This is a genomic window from Stenotrophomonas sepilia, from assembly GCF_003244875.1.
GTDB lineage: Bacteria > Pseudomonadota > Gammaproteobacteria > Xanthomonadales > Xanthomonadaceae > Stenotrophomonas > Stenotrophomonas sepilia.
Genome location: NZ_LXXZ01000033.1, coordinates 91,380 through 112,796 on the forward strand (window position 1 = coordinate 91,380; position 21,417 = coordinate 112,796).

Annotated in this window: 18 protein-coding genes, 6 tRNA genes and 2 pseudogenes; 9 read left to right on the top strand and 17 right to left on the bottom strand. The window is 66.1% G+C overall.

What is annotated here, in order from left to right; translation table 11 throughout:
- Positions 1–22: 22 nt before the first annotated feature.
- On the bottom strand, positions 23–979 hold the full coding sequence (locus A7X97_RS05480; protein ID WP_088496179.1) for an SOS response-associated peptidase family protein: 957 nt from the start codon (positions 977–979) through the stop codon (positions 23–25).
- Between the two features lie 76 nt (positions 980–1,055).
- Here A7X97_RS05480 and A7X97_RS05485 point away from each other — a divergent pair, with 76 nt between their 5' ends.
- The gene (locus tag A7X97_RS05485; RefSeq protein WP_053500686.1) at positions 1,056–1,472 is read left to right on the top strand and encodes a GNAT family N-acetyltransferase; all 417 of its coding nucleotides are present in this window, start codon (positions 1,056–1,058) and stop codon (positions 1,470–1,472) included.
- 95 nt (positions 1,473–1,567) lie between these two features.
- On the opposite strand, the gene A7X97_RS05490 is transcribed toward A7X97_RS05485, so the two are convergent.
- From A7X97_RS05490 to A7X97_RS05520, 7 genes are all read right to left on the bottom strand, one after another.
- Positions 1,568–1,643 (bottom strand) — tRNA-Glu (locus A7X97_RS05490).
- Positions 1,644–1,690: 47 nt separating this feature from the next.
- Positions 1,691–1,766 (bottom strand) — tRNA-Ala (locus A7X97_RS05495).
- Between the two features lie 44 nt (positions 1,767–1,810).
- Positions 1,811–1,886 (bottom strand) — tRNA-Glu (locus tag A7X97_RS05500).
- Positions 1,887–1,935: 49 nt separating this feature from the next.
- Positions 1,936–2,011 (bottom strand) — tRNA-Ala (locus A7X97_RS05505).
- 185 nt (positions 2,012–2,196) lie between these two features.
- Positions 2,197–2,272, bottom strand: a tRNA-Glu gene (locus tag A7X97_RS05510).
- A 54-nt stretch (positions 2,273–2,326) separates the two neighbouring features.
- A tRNA-Ala gene (locus tag A7X97_RS05515) sits at positions 2,327–2,402 on the bottom strand.
- Positions 2,403–2,505: 103 nt separating this feature from the next.
- The gene (locus A7X97_RS05520; protein ID WP_088496180.1) at positions 2,506–2,904 is read right to left on the bottom strand and encodes a heavy metal-responsive transcriptional regulator; all 399 of its coding nucleotides are present in this window, start codon (positions 2,902–2,904) and stop codon (positions 2,506–2,508) included.
- A 186-nt stretch (positions 2,905–3,090) separates the two neighbouring features.
- Between A7X97_RS05520 and A7X97_RS05525 the strand changes: the two genes are divergently transcribed.
- The 7 genes from A7X97_RS05525 to A7X97_RS05555 all read left to right on the top strand — a co-directional run bounded on the left by A7X97_RS05525 (position 3,091) and on the right by A7X97_RS05555 (position 12,531).
- Positions 3,091–4,158, top strand: a complete 1,068-nt coding sequence (locus tag A7X97_RS05525; RefSeq protein WP_061479072.1) for a GlxA family transcriptional regulator — start codon at positions 3,091–3,093, stop codon at positions 4,156–4,158.
- 82 nt (positions 4,159–4,240) lie between these two features.
- Positions 4,241–5,044, top strand: coding sequence for a TlpA disulfide reductase family protein (locus tag A7X97_RS05530; RefSeq protein ID WP_088496181.1), 804 nt, complete (start codon positions 4,241–4,243; stop codon positions 5,042–5,044).
- Between the two features lie 30 nt (positions 5,045–5,074).
- Complete coding sequence (gene dsbG, locus A7X97_RS05535) at positions 5,075–5,917, top strand: thiol:disulfide interchange protein DsbG (protein ID WP_088496182.1); 843 nt, start codon at positions 5,075–5,077, stop codon at positions 5,915–5,917.
- Positions 5,918–6,431: 514 nt separating this feature from the next.
- Entirely contained in the window at positions 6,432–7,862 is a 1,431-nt protein-coding gene (locus A7X97_RS05540; protein WP_065185757.1) for a DcaP family trimeric outer membrane transporter, read from the top strand.
- 76 nt (positions 7,863–7,938) lie between these two features.
- Positions 7,939–9,291 carry an arginine/agmatine antiporter gene (gene adiC / locus A7X97_RS05545; protein ID WP_005410068.1) on the top strand — a complete coding sequence of 451 codons (1,353 nt, stop codon included), beginning with the start codon at positions 7,939–7,941 and terminating at the stop codon, positions 9,289–9,291.
- A 20-nt stretch (positions 9,292–9,311) separates the two neighbouring features.
- Entirely contained in the window at positions 9,312–11,600 is a 2,289-nt protein-coding gene (locus tag A7X97_RS05550; protein ID WP_088496183.1) for an Orn/Lys/Arg family decarboxylase, read from the top strand.
- A gap of 28 nt (positions 11,601–11,628) precedes the next feature.
- Positions 11,629–12,531, top strand: a complete 903-nt coding sequence (locus A7X97_RS05555) for a cation diffusion facilitator family transporter (protein ID WP_072167450.1) — start codon at positions 11,629–11,631, stop codon at positions 12,529–12,531.
- Between the two features lie 204 nt (positions 12,532–12,735).
- Here A7X97_RS05555 and A7X97_RS05560 read toward each other — a convergent pair whose 3' ends face one another.
- The 7 genes and pseudogenes from A7X97_RS05560 to A7X97_RS05585 all read right to left on the bottom strand — a co-directional run bounded on the left by A7X97_RS05560 (position 12,736) and on the right by A7X97_RS05585 (position 16,253).
- Positions 12,736–13,449, bottom strand: coding sequence for an energy transducer TonB family protein (locus A7X97_RS05560; protein ID WP_072167451.1), 714 nt, complete (start codon positions 13,447–13,449; stop codon positions 12,736–12,738).
- A pseudogene (locus A7X97_RS21890) lies at positions 13,442–13,612 on the bottom strand (ChaN family lipoprotein); the annotation flags it as partial. The pseudogene A7X97_RS21890 and the gene A7X97_RS05560, both read right to left, overlap by 8 nt.
- 1 nt (position 13,613) lies before the next feature.
- A pseudogene (locus A7X97_RS05565) lies at positions 13,614–13,820 on the bottom strand (RNA polymerase sigma factor); the annotation flags it as partial.
- A gap of 125 nt (positions 13,821–13,945) precedes the next feature.
- Positions 13,946–14,452, bottom strand: a complete 507-nt coding sequence (locus tag A7X97_RS05570; RefSeq protein WP_111007676.1) for a hypothetical protein — start codon at positions 14,450–14,452, stop codon at positions 13,946–13,948.
- A 108-nt stretch (positions 14,453–14,560) separates the two neighbouring features.
- Positions 14,561–14,785 carry a hypothetical protein gene (locus A7X97_RS05575; protein WP_088497903.1) on the bottom strand — a complete coding sequence of 75 codons (225 nt, stop codon included), beginning with the start codon at positions 14,783–14,785 and terminating at the stop codon, positions 14,561–14,563.
- The gene (locus tag A7X97_RS05580; protein WP_072167454.1) at positions 14,782–15,483 is read right to left on the bottom strand and encodes a glutamine amidotransferase; all 702 of its coding nucleotides are present in this window, start codon (positions 15,481–15,483) and stop codon (positions 14,782–14,784) included. Before A7X97_RS05580 ends, A7X97_RS05575 begins: the two co-directional genes overlap by 4 nt.
- On the bottom strand, positions 15,480–16,253 hold the full coding sequence (locus A7X97_RS05585) for a YggS family pyridoxal phosphate-dependent enzyme (RefSeq protein WP_088497902.1): 774 nt from the start codon (positions 16,251–16,253) through the stop codon (positions 15,480–15,482). Before A7X97_RS05585 ends, A7X97_RS05580 begins: the two co-directional genes overlap by 4 nt.
- A 76-nt stretch (positions 16,254–16,329) precedes the next feature.
- Here A7X97_RS05585 and ptsJ point away from each other — a divergent pair, with 76 nt between their 5' ends.
- Positions 16,330–17,616, top strand: a complete 1,287-nt coding sequence (gene ptsJ / locus A7X97_RS05590) for a MocR-like B6 salvage transcription factor PtsJ (RefSeq protein WP_088497901.1) — start codon at positions 16,330–16,332, stop codon at positions 17,614–17,616.
- 102 nt (positions 17,617–17,718) lie between these two features.
- Here ptsJ and A7X97_RS05595 read toward each other — a convergent pair whose 3' ends face one another.
- Positions 17,719–18,225: a hypothetical protein gene (locus A7X97_RS05595; protein WP_069138254.1), complete on the bottom strand. Its 507-nt coding sequence runs from the start codon at positions 18,223–18,225 to the stop codon at positions 17,719–17,721.
- Positions 18,226–18,306: 81 nt separating this feature from the next.
- Positions 18,307–21,417 (bottom strand): error-prone DNA polymerase, encoded by a 3,111-nt coding sequence (locus A7X97_RS05600; RefSeq protein ID WP_088497900.1) that lies wholly within the window; start codon positions 21,415–21,417, stop codon positions 18,307–18,309.

Here is a 21,417-nt window from a genome sequence, read left to right on the forward strand (position 1 = left end):
GTTTTTCAATTGCGTCCGGCGCTCAGCCCGCTTCCTCGTACACGTAACGGATCTCCTCGCGGTCATCGAGGATGCGGTACTGGCGCGCCAGGTCATCCGGTTCGGGGTTGAGCCAGGCGTCGAGGTGTTCCTTGCGGATCGGCACTACCCCGCGGTCATGCCCGGCAGCGGCGACGTCGCTGGGCGGTGCGTCGGTGATCGTGGCAAACGACAGCAGGCGGCCTTCCGGTCCTTCCCATTCTGCCCAGAGGCAGGCCAGCAGCAGGTCGCGGGGCGGATCGGGACGGAATTCGAGCACCACGTCCTGTTCCTTTTCGTCGGCACCGAGGGTGCGGCCGGCGATGGCGTGGCGGGGCACGTGCTCGTAGAACGCCTGTACCACCACCACGCCGTGGCGCAGTCCGAACGCACCCCGCCAGTAACCTTCCAGGCTGTCGCGCCGCGCATTGTAGGTGCCGGGGTAAAGCACGTCGTTGCGCGCCGGCTTGTCCGGCAGCCGGCACTGGTAGCGCATCGGCTTGATCACGCGCTGGCCGTTCTCGCTGACCATCACCGGTGCGTAGGTGCCGGGGAAAATGCGGTTGTCACGCGGCAGCAGCTGCACCCGATGCAGGTCTTCCAGCCGGGCCTGTGCGCGCTCGATGCGGTTGCCGGCCACGCGAAGGTCGTTGCGCGCTTTCTGCGTGGGCCGAGTGGCCAGCGTGGCATGGGCAATATCGCGTCGTTCGCATTGCCGGGCCAGTTCGGCCTCCAGGGCCTGTTGCTCCTGCGCATGCCATTGCTGGATCTTCGCCACGATGTCCCGGCCCTGTTCGGTACGCGCACCGGCGAATCCGTCATCCATCGCCTTCGGGGTCTTCGGCCGTTTCTTGCCCGGATCGTGTGCGTACAGTTCGGCGAACTCCTCCAGTGACAGGATGGCGCCGAACTCGCGTACCAGCTTGGCGTAGTCAGCGCGGATCAAGGCGGAATAGCACATGGGACTCTGGGGGCCTGGGTCGCAGCGGCTGCGACGTGGATGCGGCAGGATAGCCCGACCCATCCGGAGATGCCGCATGAATGGTTCCATCACCTGCCAGTTCCGCGAAGCCGTACCCACGGTCGAGGACTACTGCCAGTTGCGCGTGCTCGCAGGCCTCAGCGCCAAGTCCCGCGAAGCAGCCGCCCGCGCGCTGCCCAATACGTTGTTCGGCGTATGTGCCTACCAGGGCGCTGAACTGGTGGCGATGGGCCGTATCGTCGGCGATGGCGGCTGCCACCTGCAGGTCTGTGATATCGCGGTGCTGCCGCGATTGCAGGGGCAGGGCCTGGGCAAGGAGGTGATGCGGCGGCTGGACGGCTGGATGCAGGCCAACCTGCCGCCGTCGGCGTACGTCAGCCTGCTGGCCGATGGCGAGGCGCATCGGTTGTATGCGCAGTTTGGTTTCGCACCGACTGCGCCGGCATCGATCGGGATGTATCGGCGGTTCTGAGCCATGGGCGGGGTGAAGCCATCCACGGACAGGGAGGTTTGATGGCAGATCGCGGGCAAAGAAAAACCCCGGCCGAAGCCGGGGTTTTCAAGAATTGGCGTCCCCACGGGGATTCGAACCCCGGTCGCCACCGTGAAAGGGTGATGTCCTAGGCCTCTAGACGATGGGGACGCACGAAAACTTCAAGTTGTAGATCCTTCGACGGCCTAATGTCGAAGTGGTGGAGCCAAGCGGGATCGAACCGCTGACCTCCTGCATGCCATGCAGGCGCTCTCCCAGCTGAGCTATGGCCCCATGAAACTCCGGATATCTGCCGGGAGCAGAGTCCGTTTTGAAACTGGCGTCCCCACGGGGATTCGAACCCCGGTCGCCACCGTGAAAGGGTGATGTCCTAGGCCTCTAGACGATGGGGACGCACGAAAAACTTCAAGTTGTAGAACTTTCGACGGCCTAATGTCGAAAGTGGTGGAGCCAAGCGGGATCGAACCGCTGACCTCCTGCATGCCATGCAGGCGCTCTCCCAGCTGAGCTATGGCCCCGTGTTACCGAGCCGCCTATTATACCTGCGTGTTCACGTTTGTGGAAGCTTTTTTCGAACTTTTTTCGTCCCGGTTCAACCTTTGCCACCAAGGGCAGGGGAACCGCAACGCCACAACCTGAATGCCGGTAGGCGGTGAACAAAAAAGACCCGGTTATCGGCCGGGTCCTCGTTGTTCGTGATGAGTGGCGTCCCCACGGGGATTCGAACCCCGGTCGCCACCGTGAAAGGGTGATGTCCTAGGCCTCTAGACGATGGGGACGCAATTCTCATCAATGTTCTTTAGCGACCTTTCGACGGCCTAATGCCGAAAGATTGGTGGAGCCAAGCGGGATCGAACCGCTGACCTCCTGCATGCCATGCAGGCGCTCTCCCAGCTGAGCTATGGCCCCACGTCGCTGAGGAGCGAAATAATAGCCTTGCCCCAGAGGGTTGGCAAGCATTTGTTGCACTTTTCTTCACGCGCGTTGCGAAGGGAATGACGATCACACGTACTCAGTCGGCGCCGTCGGTCAGCGCCGCCAGGATTGGGCACTGATCCAGGGTGCCGTGGCCGGGGCAGGCGTCGACCAGCTGCGAGAGCGCGCTGTGCATGCGTTGCAGTTCAGCCATGCGCTGCGCGATGTCCTGCAGTCGGGCTTGCGCCGCGTTGCGCACGCTGCCCATGTCCTGCGGATGGCCATCACTGAGTGCCAGCAGTTCGGCGATTTGTTCCAGGCTGAAGCCCAGCGTCTTGGCGCGGCGGATGAAGCGCAGCCGGCGCAGGTCCTGCTCACCGAAGATGCGATAGCCCCCGGCCGAGCGTGCCGCGGTGGGCAGCAACTGCTGGCGCTCGTAGTAGCGCACGGTATCGATCGGTACGCCGGCCTGGCGCGCCAGTTGACCAATGTTCATGGCGGATTCCTGCGGATGCTGCCGGTCATTCTGAAGCCTGGAGTAAGGTCCAGGGTCAAGCTCCCGTCGCTGACGGCGCATTCAGCGCACTTTGCAACTTTCTTCATAGCCCCGCCGTCGTGGCAGTTCCTACCCTGCGCCTGAACCGGCCGCTGGATGGCCTGCAACGAACCGAGGAGATGCTCTGTGGAAGGATTCAGGAACGAGGGATTCGTAGAGGTCGCGGTGGTCGAGTACCCGGGAGGGGACCCGTCGGCGGCCTCGGTGCTGACCGAAATGGCACACGTCGCCAACCGGCTTGCCCAGCAGCAGCGTCGCCCGTTCAAGCGTGTCCTGGTGACCCGCTGGGTCGTGCCAGCCAGCCAGACCGGCGTGCATCGCATTGCCGGCGCGGAGATGCTCGAGGCGGACATTCCCGCCGTGATCGCCGTGCCTGGCCAGATCAGTCAAGGCGTCTGCCTGCGCGCCGATGAGGTCCTGCTGGATTGGCTGCGCGCGCATTACGATGGCGGCAGTCTGCTGGCAGCTGCCAGCGATGGTGTCAGCATGCTGGCACGCGCGGGTCTGCTTGCCGGCCGCACCGTCAGTGGGCCGGACCTCGGGCGTCATCCGGGCCTGCAGGGACCGTCGGCCAGCTGGGTGCCCAGTGAGCGTGCGCTGGTCGACGACGGTGACCTGCTGACGGTGGCCGGTTCCCAGGCCTGGCGCTTCCTCGCCCTGCGCCTGCTGTACCGGCTGCACGGTCAGGGCGTGGCGAGCTCCGTGGCGCAGCAGCTGGGGATCACGGTGCCAGCGGCGATCCAGCAGGATCTGGAGCGTTTCAGTGCCAACTTCGCCCACGGCGATCGCGACGTACTGAAGGCGCAACGCTGGCTGCATACCACCGCTGCGCGTGGGGCCACGCTCGGAGCGATCTGCGAGGTTTCCGGACTGGAACCGCGGACTCTGCAGCGGCGCTTCCTGAAGGCCACCGGCCTGCGTCCGATCGAGTATTGCCAGCGGTTGCGTATCGCCAAGGCGCAGACATTGCTGCAGCAGGGGGCGGGTATCGATGAAGTGGCCTGGGGCGTGGGCTATGCAGACCAGAGCGCATTCCGCCGCCTGTTCCTGCGCATTGTCGGAATGACGCCGGCCAATTATCGCCGGCAGGTCAACAACAATCGGCGCGAACGACCGCTGTTGTCGTCGGTGGCGGGCAGCCTGCGCGGGCTGCAACCGGCGCCTGGCATGCAGATGCCGCGCAGCGCGGCCTGAAGCCTGCGGTGGGCGTCGCACTTGCAACCTGGGCGCGACGCTTTGACCATGCAGGCAACGAGATGATGTGACAGGTGGGTTGATGTCGAGTGTTGGACCGGTGCCGATGCCGGTGGTGCTGATCCTGATGTGCGTGCTTATGGCCATGGCGGTGGCCCACCTGTGGCCGCGGCCGAAGGACGGGATGGCAGTGCCTTCCGCGGCCAGCCTGGTCCTGGACATGTTGCTGATCGGCCTGCTGTGTGGACGCATCAGCTTCGTGGCCTTGAACTTCGCGCTCTACCGTGAGGCCCCCTGGAGCATCCTGCAGATCGCCGACGGTGGGTATCACCTTGCCGTCGTGCTGGTTGCGGGCCTGGCGTGGGGCACCTGGCGGCTGCGGCTGTGGCGCGCGTTGCGTGCGCCGGTGCTGGCGGGAGCCCTGGTGGGCGTGGTGCTGTGGGCGGCGGGCAGCCACCTGCTGGCAACATGGCAGGAGCAGCGGATGCCGCTGCCGGCGGTCCAGGTGGCCGATCTGCAGGGGCGCAGGATCGACCTGCAGCAGTTCCGTGGCAAACCGGTGGTGCTGAATCTCTGGGCCAGCTGGTGTGGTCCCTGCCGTCGCGAGATGCCGGTACTGGCATCCGCACAGCGGACCCACACTGACGTGCAGTTCGTGTTCCTCAACCAGGGAGAAACTCTGGACGAAGTGAAGGGTTTCATCGCATCCGAACAGCTCCGGCTGGGCAATGTATTGCTGGACGATACCGCCTCGGCGTCAACCGTGCTGGGTGTACAGGCCTATCCGTCGACGCTGTTCTTCGACGCCGAAGGCCGCCTGCGTGAACTGCACCTTGGCGAACTGACGGCGGCGGGTCTTGAACACAAACTGCGCCGGCTGCGGTAGCCTGCGCGGGCATCTCACTACGGAGTTCCCATGTTGTCGACTTCCCTGCGCATCGCTTCGGCGGTGCTGTTGCTGCCGGTCATGCTGGCATTGGCCGCCTGCAGTCAGGCCCAGACCCCGCCAGGCAAGGCAACGGCAGCGCCGGCAGCGAGCGCTCAGGCCCCAGCGGCCAAGGGCGAGCGCCCCGCAGTGCTGAAAGGCATCGAGAAGCACGGTTTTGAAGTCGTTGCCGAGTTCGATGCACCGGGTGGCCTGCGTGGATTCGCTGGCGTGGTGGGTGGGCAGCAACCGGCCGCAGCCTATGTCACCGCCGACGGCAAGCATGTGCTGGTAGGCAGCCTGTTCGATGCCGAGGGCAACGACGTGGCCGCCGAGGCGGTGGAGAAGCTGGTTTCAGCACCGATGTCGGCCAGGATGTGGACCAAGCTGGAGGCCAGTGCCTGGGTGCGTGACGGCAAGGCCGATGCGCCGCGCGTGGTCTATACCTTCAGTGATGCCAACTGCCCGTACTGCCACAAGTTCTGGGAAGCAGCGCGTCCGTGGGTCGACGCCGGCAAGGTGCAGTTGCGCCACATCATGGTCGGCGTGATTCGTGAGGACAGCCCGGCCAAGGCTGCGGCCATCCTGTCTGCGCGTGACCCGAGTGCGGCCTTGCTGGAAAACGAACACCAGTTCGACCGTGGTGGAATCAAGGCCCTGCCGAGCATCAGCCGCGAGATCGCCGGCAAGCTCGATGCCAACCAGGTGCTGATGATTGAAATGGGCTTCCAGGGCACGCCGGGCATCCTGTTCCAGGATGCACAGGGCCAGGTGCAGCGTCGCGCCGGCCTGCCACAGGGCGCTGACCTGCAGACGGTGCTGGGCCCGCGCTGACCGGCACCCACGCCGTGATGCGACACCACAGGCCCACATGGCAGCATGCGGGCCTGTTGCTTTTCGTCACCTGTGCGGGTGATGCAGGCTGCGCACCTCCTGTTCGTCGTCACGTCTGAATCGTGACTGACATCAAGCATCGCGCCTTGATTCCAATCAAGGCCAAAAACGACAGGCGGATTAGCCTGTGACGCATGGAATACAGCGTCAACGCGCCAGGGATGCCGCGCCTGACACGCCCTGAACCGGGGCAGTCGGCACAGCCATTCACGACGTTCTCACTCCTTGGTTGTTACCCAGACTGCTGCGGTCGCCACCTCTCCGCCAGTGCGGCCCTGATGGCGTCGATATCGGTACGGGCGGGGCAGTGTCATCGTCCTGTTGCCTGCCACGCGCAGGCTGGCCGGTGTCGTCGACGCAGTACCCGCATTTCCAGCAACGGCAACGCAACGTCGGAGCTGCGCCTGCGCGCGCGCCGTCAGTGCGCTGCGAATGTTCGTCCAGGGAGGATGCAATGCGCTTTGCGGTACTGAGTCTGGCCTGCCTGACCGCGCTGGCGGTCACGCCAGCATCTGCGCAGCAGAATGGCCAGGAGGATGCGCACGCATTGCGCCAGGAAATCGCTGCCATGCGGCAGGCATTGGAGGGCATGCAGAAGCGCCTGGATCAGCTCGAACAACGCGAGGGCGCTGTCGCGGCCGCTGCGCAGGTAGCGGCGCCGGTGACACCACCTGGCAGCAGCGCCAACCTGCTGCATCCCACCCAGGTGCCGGGTGTGGCGCAACCGGTGCTGCCGCAGCGCGAATCGGTGGCCGATCCCTCAACGGCGGCCTCGCGTCCCGACAGCGCTGCTGGGCCGACCGACCCGGATCTGAAGGGCTTCTTTGCCATTCCAGGTACTGACACGGTGATCCGCATTGGCGGCTATGCCAAGCTCGATGCGATTGCAGATTCGCGTGCGGCCGGTGACGAGGATCAGTTCATCCCTTCGTCGATGCCGGTGGGCGGCAGCCATCGCGATGTTTCCAATTTCAACATCCACGCCAAGCAGACCCGCTTCAGCTTCGAGGCGCGGCGCCCGACCACGCACGGCAACCTGCGCTTCTACCTGGAGAATGATTTCTTCGGCAGCAGCGATGGCTACGCGTTCCGCCTGCGCCACGCGTATGGCCAGCTTGGCAATACCTATGCCGGCTACGGTTACTCCAGTTTCATGGACCCGGACAGCCTGCCCGACACGCTCGACTTCGCCGGTCCCGGCGGCGCCGGCTATCTGCTGGTGGCCGGCATCCACCACAGCTTCGCGATGGGCAAGGGCAACACCCTGACGCTGGCCGCCGAAGACCCCAAGACCGAACTGGCCGGTGCCAGTGATGAACGGGCCGCAGTGAACCGGCTGCCGGATGTGACCGTGACCGCACGCATGGAGCGTGACTGGGGCCATCTTCAGCTGGGCGCGGTGGCGCGCAGCCTGGCCTATGACGGTGAGGGCGAGCGCGACCGGCGCATGGCCGGCGGCCTGCAGTTCAGTGGCTCGGCATCGGTAGGCGAGCGCGATCTGTTGCTGTTCGGCGCGCTCGGCGGGCGCGGCCTCAGCCGCTACACCGCGGACCTGACCGGCTCCGGGCTGGACGCGGTGGTCGGTGCCGATGGCCGTCTCGACGCGCTGGACCTGCACGGCGGCTTCGTCGGCTACACGCATTACTGGTCCGAGCTATGGCGTTCGAACCTGATCTTCGGCCAGCTGACCTTGGAGCGGAACGCGGCACTCGCTGCCGACGCCTTCCGGCAGAGCCGATACGGCGTGTTCAACCTGATCTGGAGCCCGGCGCCGTCGTGGACGATGGGCATGGAGCTGCTGTACGGCCGCCTGGAACAGCAGGGCGGCGCGCGCGGCGACACGGTCCGGGTGCAGGGCAGCCTGCAATACAACTTCATCAAGTAAGCGCCAGCGGCGTTACGCCAGCGCAACCGTCCCCACGCCCGGCCGCACCGGGCTCATGCCAGTACAGGAGATTGTCATGGCAGAAGCAAAGAAAATCGGGGTGGTCGGAGCCACCTTCCTCGTCGCTGGCAACATGATGGGCTCAGGCGTGTTCCTGTTGCCGTCCAGCCTGGCCAAGATCGGTACCGCATCGATCTGGGGCTGGCTGATCACCACGGCCGGTGCGCTGTTGCTGGCCTTCGTATTCGCCAAGCTGGGCAAGCTGGCGCCGAAGGCGGGCGGTCCGTATGCCTATGCGCGTGACTGGTTCGGGCCTTACATGGGCTTCCAGACCAATACCATTTACTGGTTCGCCAACTGGATCGGCAACGTTGCCATACCGATCGCCGCGGTGGGCTACTTCAGCTACTTCTTCCCGATCCTGTCCGAGCCGCTGGTGCGCTGCATCGCGGTGCTGATCCTGGTGTGGGCGCTGAGCTTTGCCAACGTGATCGGCCCGGCCTTCGTCAGCCGTGTGCAGACGGTCACCACCAGTTTCGCGCTGGTGCCGATCCTGGGCATCGCCATTTTCGGCTGGTTCTTCTTCGATGCCGACATTTTCAAGGGCGCCTACAACGTGTCCGGTGAGTCCAACTTCGGTGCGATCTCCAGTGCCGCGGCACTGACCCTGTGGGCTTTCATCGGTGTCGAATCGGCTTCGGTCACGGCTGGCGTGGTCGAGAACCCGGAGAAGAACGTGGCCCGTGCCACTCTGGCCGGTGTGTTCCTGGCTGCCATCGCCTACATCGCCAGTTCCTCAGTGATCATGGGCATGGTGCCCAATGGCGAGCTGCAGACCTCCGACGCGCCGTTCGCGCTGGCGGCGGCCAAGGCGGTCGGCGGCTGGGGCGGCGCGCTGGTCAGCCTGTGCGCCTTCATCGGCGCCGCCGGTTCGCTGGGTGGCTGGATCCTGCTGACCGCGCAGAGTGCCAAGGCGGCCTCGGATGATGGCCTGTTCCCGAGCATCTTCAGCAAGACCAACAAGGACGACGTGCCGGTCAAGGGCGTGCTGATCGTGGCGGTGCTGATGACCCTGGCGGTGCTGGTGACGTCCACCTCGGAAACCGCGTCGGCCCAGTTCGACGTGATCACGTCGGCGGCCGTGGTGCTGACCCTGCTGCCCTACATCTACTCGTGCGTGGCCTGCTACTTCGTGGTCGAGCGTTCGCACACCTTGGTCCATACCGGTGCGTTCTGGACCCTCACCAGCCTGACCGTCGTGTACTGCCTGTGGGCGATCTACGGCTCGTCGGGAACCATCGTGCAGTACGCCTTCCTGTTCGTGCTGTTCATCACCGTGTTCTATCCCTTCTTCAGCGAGGAGCGCCGTCAGCAGCGGCAGCGCGCCCGCGAGGCATCGGCCATCAGCGCCGGCGCCCAGCGTTCCTGAGTTCGACAAGGAGAATCAACGTGTACTTCAAGTCCCTGGACTACCCGGTCATTGTCATTGACAACGACTACGAGTCGCCGCGCATCGGCGGCATCCTGATCCGCGCCCTGGTGGAAGAGCTGCGCAGCAACGACCAGCGGGTGCTGTGCGGGCTGAACCTGGATGATGCGCGTGCCGGAGCCCGTACCTACGTGGCGGCCTCGGCGGTGCTGATCTCGATCGATGGCAGCGAAGAGGTGGATGGCGAGTTCCAACGCCTCACCGCCTTCCTGCGCGAGCAGAGTGCGCGCCGCGCCAACCTGCCGGTGTTCCTGTACGGCGAGCGCCGCACCATCGAAAAGGTGCCGAGCAAGCTGCTCAAGTACATCCACGGCTTCATCTTCCTGTTTGAAGACACCAAGAGCTTCATCTCGCGGCAGGTGATGCGCGCGGCCGAAGACTACATGAAGAATCTCTTGCCGCCGTTCTTCAAGGCGCTGATCCATCATGCGGCAGAGTCGAACTACTCCTGGCATACGCCGGGCCATGCAGGCGGCGTGGCATTCACCAAGTCGCCGGTCGGCCGTGCGTTCCACCAGTTCTACGGCGAGAACACCCTGCGCAGCGATCTGTCGATCTCGGTGCCGGAGCTGGGCTCACTGCTGGATCACACCGGCCCGATCAAGGATGCCGAGGAAGAGGCGGCGCGCAACTTCGGTGCCGACCATACCTTCTTCGTCACGAATGGCACCTCCACCGCCAACAAGATCGTCTGGCATGGCACGGTGGCCCGCGGCGACGTGGTGTTCGTCGACCGCAACTGCCACAAGTCGCTGCTGCACGCGCTGATCATGACCGGCGCGGTTCCGGTGTACTTCACCCCAAGCCGCAACGCACACGGCATCATCGGCCCGATCAGCCTGGATCAGTTCACACCGGAATCGCTGCAGCAGCGCATCGCCGTCAACCCGCTGGCCAGCCAGGCCTACAAGGCCGGTTCCAAGCCGCGCATTGCGGTGGTGACCAACTCGACCTACGACGGCCTGTGCTACAACGCCGAGAAGATCGCCGACGAAATCGGCAGCGCGGTCGACTTCCTGCACTTCGACGAAGCCTGGTACGCCTACGCCGCGTTCCATCCGTTCTATGAGAACCACTACGGCATGGCCAAGGGCAAGCCGCGCGAGCAGGATGCGATCATCTTCACCACGCATTCCACCCACAAGTTGCTGGCCGCGTTCTCGCAGGCGTCGATGATCCACGTACGCAACTCGGCGCAGCGCGACCTGGATGCCGAGCGCTTCAACGAGTCGTTCATGATGCACACCTCGACCAGCCCGCATTATGGGGTGATCGCGGCCTGTGACGTGGCCTCGAAGATGATGGAGGGCGAGGCCGGCCGTTCGCTGGTGCAGGAAATGCATGACGAGGCGATCGCCTTCCGCCGCGCGATGCTGCACGTGCGTGACGACCTCGGGCGCGACGACTGGTGGTTCAGTGTGTGGCAGCCGACCAAGGTCGAGCGCAGCCTGGACAAGGGCGATACGCCGGCGCCGCTGGTGGCCAAGCGCGAGGAGTGGTACCTGCAGCCGGACGCGCACTGGCACGGCTTCGAGAATCTGGTCGATGACTACGTGCTGATCGACCCGATCAAAGTGACCCTGCTGACCCCAGGCCTGACGATGGACGGCAGCATGGGCACGCTGGGCATTCCGGCGGCGGTGCTGAGCAAGTTCCTGTGGGGCCGCGGCATCACTGTGGAGAAGACCAACCTGTATTCGGTACTGTTCCTGTTCTCGATGGGCATCACCAAGGGCAAGTGGAGCACGCTGGTCACCGAGCTGATGGCCTTCAAGGAGCTGTACGACTGCAACGCGCCGCTGAGCCAGGCATTGCCGACGCTGGCGGCGGACTATCCGATTGCCTACGCTGGCTGGGGACTGCGTGACCTGTGCGATGCATTGCACGCGTTCAACCAGGAATTCGAGGTCGCCAAGGTGATGCGCGAGATGTACGTGGATCTGCCGACGCCGGTGATGACCCCGGCCGATGCCTACAACCACCTGGTGAAGGGCGAGATCGAGCGGGTCGACATCGAGCAGCTCAGTGGTCGCGTCGCGGCGACCATGCTGGTGCCGTATCCGCCGGGCATTCCGACCATCATGCCGGGCGAGCGATTCGGCGACAGCGACGAACCGATCATCCAGTCTCTGCGTATTGCCCGTGAACAGAATGCGCGCTTCCCGGGCTTCGAGTCGGATGTGCACGGGCTCATCATCGAGCACGATGGCGATGTGACCTCGTACAAGGTGGAGGTGCTGAAGGCCTGACCGGCGACGGTCGGCCCTTCGGCGAGCGATGGATACCGCGCGCGAGCAACGCATCCTGAAGTTCTCCATCGGGGTGACCATCGCGGTGAGCGCGGTCGGCTTCATCGGTGGCCTGCTGGTGGGATCGCAGGCGATCCTGTTCGACGGCGTGTACAGCCTGGTCGACGTTGCCTTGACCCTGGTGTCGTTGTCGGTACTGCGGCTGGTGGCGCGGGAGCAGAGCCCGCGCTTCCAGTACGGCTATTGGCACCTGGAGCCGATGGTCGAGGCACTCGGCGGCGTGATCCTGTCGCTGGCCTGCGTGTATGCGCTGGCCAACGCGGTCATTGGCTTGACCACGGGCGGGCATGAGGTGAAATTCGGGCCCGCGCTGTGGTGGGCGGCGCTGCTGAGTGCCAGCAACCTGGCAATGGCGACGTTCGTCGCGCAGCGTGCGCGGCACCTGCGCTCGGCGCTGTTGTGGCTGGATGTAAGAGGCTGGTTGCTGGGTGGGTTGATGAGCCTGGCGGTGGTGCTGGCCTTCGTGCTGGCCCTGGCCCTGCATGGCGGCAAGTGGCACCACTGGGTCCCGTACCTGGATTCGATCGTGCTGGCGTTGATCAGCCTGGCGGTACTGCCAGTGCCGGCGCGCAGTGCATGGAAGGCCATGCGCGAAGTGCTGCAGGTGGCGCCGGATGACCTGGACCGGCGCGTGCAGCAGGTGATGCAGGCGTTCGTGTCCGAGCGTGGCTATGCCGGTTTCACCAGCCACGTGGCGAAGATGGGGCGGATGCGCTTCATCGAGATCCATGTGCTGGCAGACCCCGGCACGCCATTGGGCTCGGTGGGCGAGGTTGATGCGATGCGCGATGAGATCGCCGTGCGGCTGGATGCGCGGGGCAGCACGTTCTGGTTGACCATCGATTTCACTGCGGATCCGGCGTGGACGTAGCCCTGCCTCTTTCGCGCCGGGGCCTCGTCCGGCCAGGTTCTGTTCCCCTGTAGAGCCGAGCCCATGCTCGGCTGTCGTTCGCGTGGAGCGGCCGAGCCGGCCCGGCCTCGCGATCGTTGCACACGGCGGACTGCTCTGTTGCGCCGGATGTGTTTGACCTGAACCTGGGTTGAGGTTGCAGACTGCAGCACAGTTCCACAACGCCTAGCGCAGGTAGTACTCCACCGGCACCACCAGTTCCTGTGGTGCCTTCAGTTCATCGGGAATGGGCGGTAGTGGCTGCGCGCGGCGGAAGGTCTGCAGTGCGGCGCCGTCAAGCATCGGTTGGCCACTGGACTGCTCCAACCGCAGGGCCAGCAGGCGTCCCTCGCGATTGATGCTGGCCCTGACCCAGGCAGTGCCCTGCTGGCGCCGTGCGCGGGCCGCAGCAGGGTAGTAGCGATAGCGCTCCAGCCGCGCCATCAGGCGGGCTTCCCACTGGTCGCTGGCGGCGCCGGCCTGGAAGTCCGCCGGTGGGGCGTCGGGAGCGGGCGGCGCGGCCGTGACCGATGCCGGTGCGGGACTTGCATCGGTCGCGGCCGCAGGCGGGGCGACCGGCAGGGCTTGCCGGCCAGCGCCACCGCGTTCGCTGGCGGCTACCTCGCCCTCGCGTGCGGCGGTGGGTTTCGGTGGAGGGGGCGACTTCGTGGGTCGGGATGCGCGGGCCTGCTGCGCCTGGCTGGGGGTGTCGGCTTGGCGTTCTTCCAGTGGCTGAGGCGGCGTTGCCGGTGCCAGCAGGCGCAGGCTGATGCGCACGTCCTTCTCCGGCGGCGTCGGCAATGGCGGCGCGGCCACCCAGTGCACCAACAGCAGCAGGGGCAACAGGTGAAGCCCGATGCTGATGGCGATCGCCTGCCAGTGTTGGCCGCGCTCACTCATCGTCCAGCACCCATAGCAGGTCGGCGTCGGTCGCATCGACGGATGCACCGACTGAAGCGAGCGCGATCACCAGCGCTGGTGTGCCCGCTGGCAGGTAGCCCGGCATGCCAGTACCGCGCAGTACATGCCAGCGACCGGCCAACAGCAGCGTGGGTGCCGCGGCTCAGGTTGTGGGCGACGCGGTACAGGTAGGCGCGGCCATTGCTCAGCAGGCCACTGGCGGCGATTCTGACGACGCGCAGCCAGGTCTCCTGGACGACATCATCGGCGTCGCTGCGTTGCGGGAGTTTACGGCGGACATGGGCGTGCAGCGGCCGGTAGTGGGCCGCGCACAGTTGCGCGACATCCGTCGGTTTGACAGGCGTGGACACGGGGCGGGCGACAACTGGGAAAGGGAACAGCCTGCGGCGGCAAGGGCAGCGGCTACACCTTACAGCAAAAGAGAATCATTTGCATCCATGGACGCGAGGCGCGGCATGCGTGGCCGACTGCGAGGTCAGCGCGGACGAAAGTCGCAGTGGATCTGCAGGGCTTCGGTGGGGTTGTGATGCAGCTCGAAACCGCAGTGCTGGAGGCTGCGCTTCACCCGGGCGATCGCTTCGGCATGGCGGGCGGTGCGACGATGTTGCCAGCGCGGCGGGGTGAACACGTCCAGTGGCAGCAGCCGCAGCCGCTTGCCGTGCAACACCACTGAGACATCGATATGACGGCCATCGATGTCGTGGCCGTTGGCGCCGAAGATGGCATCGACTTCATCATGGCGCTGCGGATAGCAGGCGCGGAACACTGCGATGCCGAGCCAACGCACGCCACGACGGAAGCTGCCGAGCCAGCTGTGGCTGGGTTCGAAGCCGCGCGTGACGAGCAGGCCCAGCCCGGCGGGCAGCAATGCCTGCGCGTCGAGCAGGCGTTGCAGTGCCTCTTCTTCCAGCTGGATGCGGGTGGAGGGCCAGCGCGGTGCGATGAGCAGTGCGTGGTGGCGGCCGCGTTGCAGGGTCAGCATGGGTCAAGCCTCGCATGCGGGCGAACAGCCGGGGTAGTGCCGGCCGCTGGCCGGCAAATCTGTTCCCCGTCGGGTGCCGGCCAGCGGCCGGCACTACCGTGACGATCGTCAGAGGTCGCGGTACTGGGTCTGCGAAGCCAGTACGCGCAGGCCATCGGCATTGCTGGACAGGATGCGCTCTTCGCTGATGCCTTTCTGCCGTTTCAGCTGGAAGCCCTGGGCTGCAGGCAGCTGCGCGGCGATGCTGTCCATGCGCTGCAGGGCATCAGGCCCGCTGCAGTCGAAGTGGCCCCAGTAGGCGCCATCGCGGTGGATCTGCAATCGGTAGTTCATCGCGGTAGCTCCGGCAGGTCCTGCAGCCAATGGTCGAACATCGCGGTGGCGGCCGCGGCCAGTGGCGCGCCATAGCGACGCGCCTGCGTGCGCAGGTCGTTCGGATCGATGCCGGCCTGCGCCAGTTCCAGGGTGTGACCGATCAGCCAGCGCTCGAACTGGCGCGCGTCCAGCTCCGGATGGCATTGCAGTGCCAACGCATGGTTACCGATGGCAAAGGCCTGATGGCGGCAGGCCGGCGTGCTGGCCAGGCGGCGTGCACCCGCCGGGAGTTCGAACGCCTCGCCATGCCAATGCAGTACCGGAATGCCCTGCAGAGCCTGCAGTGGCGAGCGCTGGCCGTCATCGGTGAGCAGCAGCGGCGAAAAGCCGATCTCCTTGCCGCCACTGGCGGCGACGTCGGCACCGAGTGCACGCGCCATCAGCTGCGCGCCCAGGCAGATGCCCAGCGTGGGCCGCTGCTGCTGCAGCCGACATTGCAGCAGCGCGATGCTGTCATTGAGGAAGGGATAGAGATCAACGTCGTTGACGCTGACCGGACCGCCCAGCACCACCAGCAGGTCGGCAGCTTCGGCCGGATCGAGGGCGTCGACACCGGCTTGCAGCACCTGCAGCTGCCAGCCCTGTGCCATCAGCAGAGGCTGCAGGGTGCCGAGGTCTTCAAAGGCGACGTGTTGCAGGACGACCGCGTGCTTCATGCCAGGGCTCCATTGCTGGGCCAGTAGAAACTGTCCGGGGTGGCGCGTGCGCCGAAGATGGCCTGCCCGACGCGGACCACGGTGGCACCTTCCTCGATGGCCACTTCGAAGTCACCGGACATGCCCATCGACAGCTGCGACAGGTCGATGCCGGGAGGTGCAGTGCGCTGCAGCTGGTCGCGCAGTTCGCGCAGGCGCACGAAGCAGGCACGCACGCGCTCGACCTCGGGGGTGAAGATGGCCAGCGTCATCAGGCCGCGTACGTGCAGGCGGTCGAACGCTGGAAGCTGCTGCACAAAGGCCTCGACGGCAGCGGGTTCCAAACCGTACTTGCTGGGTTCGGCGGAGGTGTTGACCTGTACGAACACATCGAGCGTGCGGTCTTCCAGCTGCAGGCGCTGCTGCAGCGCTTCGGCCACGCGCAGGCTGTCAAGCGCCTGGAACTCGCTGGCGAAGCGCGCCACGTAGCGCGCCTTGTTGGTCTGCAGATGCCCGATCACCGACCAGTGCACGTCCAGATCGGCCATCGTCTCGGCCTTGCGCTGCGCCTCCTGCACCTTGTTCTCGCCCAGCTCGCGGCAACCGGCGGCCACCGCCATGCGGATGCGGGCGTCATCGACGGTCTTGCTGACCGGCAGCAGGCGCACGCTGGCCGGGTCCCGGCCGACGCGGGCGCAGGCAGCGGCGATGCGTTGGCGCACCGTGACCAGGTTGGCGGCGATCTGTTCAACGGACTGGGCGATGGGCCAGTCGGCGGCGGCAAGGGGCATGCGGGCACCTCCAATGCAGGATGGCCAGGGTGGGATACACTGGCACAGGACAAGAATTATTTTGGCATAGGACAAAATGAAAATCACCGGGCATAGCGCCGAGTCGATCTTCGACAGCATCCGTGATGGCATCGGCAAGGGCCGCCTGCCGGCGGGCAGCGTGCTGCCGCCGGTGCGCGAACTGGCCGATCAGCTGGGGGTCAATCGCAACACCGTGGCTGCTGCCTACAAGCGACTGGATGCGGCCGGCCTGGCCAGTACCGCGGGCCGACGCGGCACGGTGGTGCGTGGCCTGCCGCCGACGCTGGCGCGCGAGGGCAGTACGCCGGGGTTGGCGCTGCAGGACCTGGCCGGTGGCAACCCGGATCCTCGCCTGCTGCCCAGCCTGCGCCTGGCCCCGGCGGCGCCACGGCTGTATGGCGTGGGCACGGTCGACCCGAGGTTGCAGGCGTTGGCACGCGCCTCGCTGGATGCGGATTGCCCCGAGGGGTACGCGCTGGAGCTGACCCATGGCGCGGTCGATGGCATCGAGCGCCTGTTGGCGGCATGGCTGCTGCCGGGGGATCGCATCGCGGTGGAGGATCCATGCTTCCTCGGCAGCCTCAATGTGCTCAATGCCGTGGGCCATGCGCCGTTGCCGGTGACGGTGGATGCGCATGGCATGCAGGTTGAATCGCTGCGACAGGCGCTGGAGGCCGGGGCACGCGCGGTGCTGCTGACCCCGCGTGCGCACAACCCGACCGGGGCCAGCCTGGATGCGAAGCGGGCACGGGCGTTGCGCCAGCTGCTGGCGGCCTACCCGCAGGTGGCGGTGCTGATCGATGACCACTACGCACTGCTCTCGCAGCAGGCCTACCACTCGGTACTGCCGCTGGATGGCCGGCGCTGGGCGCTGCTGCGTTCGCTGTCCAAGCCGCTCGGCCCCGACCTGCGCCTGGCCTGGCTGGCCTGTGATGACGAGACCGCGATGCGGTTGCGGTTGCGGTTGGCGTCCGGCATCGGCTGGGTCAGTCATCTGCTGCAGGATGCCGCCACTTCGGTGCTGGCCTCGGCGCCGCAGCGGGCGAAGATCGTCTCGGCAGGCGAGCGGTACCAGCAGCGCCTGCAGTCGCTACAGGAACTGCTGCGCGCGCGTGGTGTGCCGACGCCGTTGCCGATGGAGGGATTGAACCTGTGGCTGCCGTTGCCGGCCGACAGCCATCCACAGGTACTGGCGCTGGCTGCGCGCGGATGGCATGTGCGTGCTGGCGAAGTGTTTGCGGTGGCTGCACCAGGGCATGGCCTGCGCATCACCTGCGCGGCGCTGGGGGCGGCGCAGCTGCGGCAGCTTGCCGATGACCTGGCGGCGGTGTGTGGTCTGTAGCGTCGAGCCATGCTCGACGTTGTTTCGCCTTTGTAGCGCGGAGCCATGCTCGGCTGCTGTTGGTAGAAGCAGCCGAGCATGGCTCGGCGCTACAGAAGCAGATCAGGGCGCGGCGTTGGCGCCGGGGCGCACGTAGTAGGACTGGCCACTGTCATCGACGAACATCAGCTCCGGCTTGCCCTGCCAGGAGGTGAGCATGGCGCCGGTATTGTTCTGGTGCTTGACCATCAGGCTGGCGCCACGGTCCGGGTTGGCGACGACCTTGAAGACTTCGGTGGTGCCGGTGGCATCGTCCAGAGTGAGCAGGGCTTCGCCCCCGCGGTCGCTGGTGCCATAACCGCCGCGCTCGGAACCGTCGGGGCCAAGCAGGATCAGGCCGGACAGCGCGGTTGCACGCGGTCCTTGGGTGCGGCCCCTGCTGAGGGGGTCCGGCACCGGCGCACCGAGGATCAGCCGTGGTTGGCCAGTGCCATCGTGGATGACCAGGCCGCGCGCTTCGATGATCCGCTCAGGCGATTGGCTGCGATGCAGGCTCCAGGCGGTCCAGCCGGAAACGAGCAGGGCAAGGGTCGAGACCACCAGGGTGGTCAGCAGCAGCACACGGGGCATCGGGTCGTCCTTCCTTGGATAGGCCGACGATAGCGGATGCCGGCGGGCAAAGGCCAGTTCGTTGTGTGACGATCTGTATCGTCAGTGGAAATCGCGGCTGTGGCTGCGCAGTCCCTGCAGCAGCTCATCCAGGCAGTGCATGCGCTGCACGATGACATGCTGCACGCCATCAACGCGCTCCAGGCGGCCATCGATCTGCATCAGCTGGGTGTCGACCAGCACCCGGTGCTGGCGGTCGGCCAGGTGGCGCCAGACCACGGCGTTGACCATGCCGGTCTCGTCTTCAAGGGTGAGGAAGGTAACGCCACTGGCGGTCTGTGGCCGCTGGCGCATGCGCACCAGTCCGGCGATGCGCACACGGCGGCCGTGGCCGTGCCCGGCCAGCTGTGCGGCATCCAGGCAGCCACGACTGCGCAGCTGCGCGCGCAGGAACGAGATCGGGTGGCGGCCGAGGGTGGTGCCCGTGCTGCGGTAGTCGGCCTGCATGTCCTCCCAGGCGCTGGGCAGTGGCAGGGGCACGCGTGCTTCGGCAGTGGCACGGGCCTGGTCGAACAGCGGCAGCCGGTTCTCTACGCCCGAGATATCCCAGCGTGCACGATGGCGATGGCCGCTGAGCCCGCGCAGTGCCCCGGCATCGGCCAGCAGGCCCTGCTGGCGGCGGTCCAGCGCGGTGCGCTGGCACAGGTCGCCGACGTCGTCGAACGGGCGCCGCGCGCGCTCGCGCATGATGGCCTGCACGGCATCTTCGTTGCAGCCGTCGATCAGGCGCAGGCCCAGACGGATCGCCGCCGGCCCCCTGCTGAAGTCCAGCGTGCAGTCCCAGTCGCTGTGGCGTACGTCCACGGGAAGAACGGTAATGCCATGCCGCCGTGCGTCCTGCAGCAGCTGGTCGGGGCTGTAGAAACCCAGCGGCTGGCTGTTGATCAGGCTGGCAGTGAATGCGGCCGGGTGGTGGCATTTCAGCCAGCAGCTGTTATAGGTCAGCAGGGCGAAGCTGGCGGCGTGGCTTTCCGGGAAGCCGTAATCGCCGAAGCCCTTGATCTGCTCGAACAGGTGCTCGCCGTATTCGCGACTGAAGCCGTTCTCCAGCATGCCGGCCAACAGCTTCTCGCGATGCGGTTCCAGCCCGCCACGACGTTTCCAGGCGGCCATCGAACGGCGCAGGGCATCGGCCTGGCCAGGCGTGTAGCCAGCTGCTTCGACCGCCAGCTGCATCACCTGTTCCTGGAACAATGGCACGCCCAGCGTACGCGCGAACACGCGTTCCAGCTGCGGTGGGTAGAGCGGATTGTCCGGATCGTTCAGTGCCTCCGGGCCCTGTTCGCGCAGGATCCGCCGCCGCTCCAGGTAGGGATGCACCATGTCGCCCTGGATCGGCCCGGGGCGCACGATCGCCACTTCGATCACCAGGTCATAGAACGTGCGCGGCTGCATGCGCGGCAGCATCGCCATCTGTGCGCGCGATTCGATCTGGAACACGCCGATGGTATCGGCGGCGCAGATCATGTCGAAGGTTTTCGCATCCTTGGGCGGGATGGCATCCATGCGCCCTTCGTGCAGGCCATGCTGTTTCAGCATCGCCAGGCACTTGCGGATGGCCGTGAGCATGCCCAATGCCAGGCAGTCGACCTTCATCAGGCCGGTGGCATCCAGGTCATCCTTGTCCCACTGGATGACGGTGCGGTCGGCCATCGCCGCGTTCTCCACCGGTACCAGGGTCGACAGTGGATGCTCGGAGATGACGAAACCGCCCGGGTGCTGCGACAGGTGGCGCGGAAAATCGATCAGCTCTGCGGTGAGTGCCAGCAGGCGCCGCATCAACGGCGTGTCCGGATCGAAGCCACGCTCGCGCAGGGTTTCCGGCAGCGGGATGTTGCCGCCCCAGTGGTCCATCGCCGCGCCCAGTTCGTTGACCTGGTCCATCGGCAGGCCCAGTGCGCGGGCCACGTCGCGGATCGCGCTGCGGCCACGGTAGCTGATCGCCACCGCGGTCAGTGCGGCGCGCTCGCGGCCGTAGCGCTTGAACACGTACTGCAGCACCTCCTCGCGACGCTCGTGATCGAAGTCGATGTCGATATCCGGTGGTTCGTCGCGCTCGGCGGAGATGAAGCGCTCGAACAGCAGGTTGCTGCGTGCCGGGTCGATCTCGGTCACGCCCAGCACGAAGCACACCGCCGAGTTGGCCGCTGAGCCACGGCCCTGGCAGAGGATGTCCTGGCTGCGCGCAAAGCGCACGATGTCCTGCACGGTGAGGAAATACGAGGCGTAGTTCTTCTGCTTGATCAGCGCCAGTTCGTGCTCGATCTGCGTGCGTTGCTTCGCTTCGATGCCGCCTTTCCAGCGCCACCGGATGCCGCGCTCGACCAGCACGCGCAGCCAGCTGTCCGGATCGTGTCCTTCGGGCACCAGCTCGCGCGGATAGGTGTACTGCAGCTGTTCCAGGGTGAAGTGGCAGCGATCGGCGATGCGCAGGGTTTCAGCCAGCAGTTCGGGCGGATACAGCTGGGCCAGCGCGGTACGCGGGCGCAGGTGGCGCTCGCCATTGGGAAACAGGCGCCAGCCGGCCTCGGCCACGCTGCAGCGGTGGCGGATCGCGGTCAGTGTGTCCTGCAGGGCACGGCGACGGCGCACATGCATGTGCACATCGCCACTGGCGACCAGGGGCAGGCGGTGGCGTTCGCCGAAGGCCTGCAGCTGCTGCAGGCGGCGTGCATCATCGTGTTCGCGGTGCAGTTCCACCGCCAGCCACAGCCGATCATCGAAGCCGGTGCGTAGCAATTCAAGATCGGTGGCGGATGGCTGCCGGTCCAGCCACAGGCACAACAAACCGTCGGGCAGGCCGAGCAGATCGTCGCGCAGGCAGCGGTATTCGCCCTTGGCAGCCCGCCGCCGACAGGTCGTGATCAACTGGCACAGCCCGGCATAGGCGGCCTGGTCGGTGCACAGCAGGGCCAGCTTCGGCCCGTCCTCGACCTGGAATTCGGCGCCGACGATCAGCGCCACGCCATGTGTCTTCGCTGCCTGCCAGGCGCGCACGATGCCGGCCAGCGAGCATTCGTCGGTGATCGCCAACGCGCGGTAGCCCTGGCCAGCGGCGCGCGCGAACAACTCTTCGGCGATCGAAGCACCGCGCTGGAAACTGAAGGCCGACAGGCAGTGCAGTTCGGCGTAGCCGGGCAGTTCGCTGTGCAT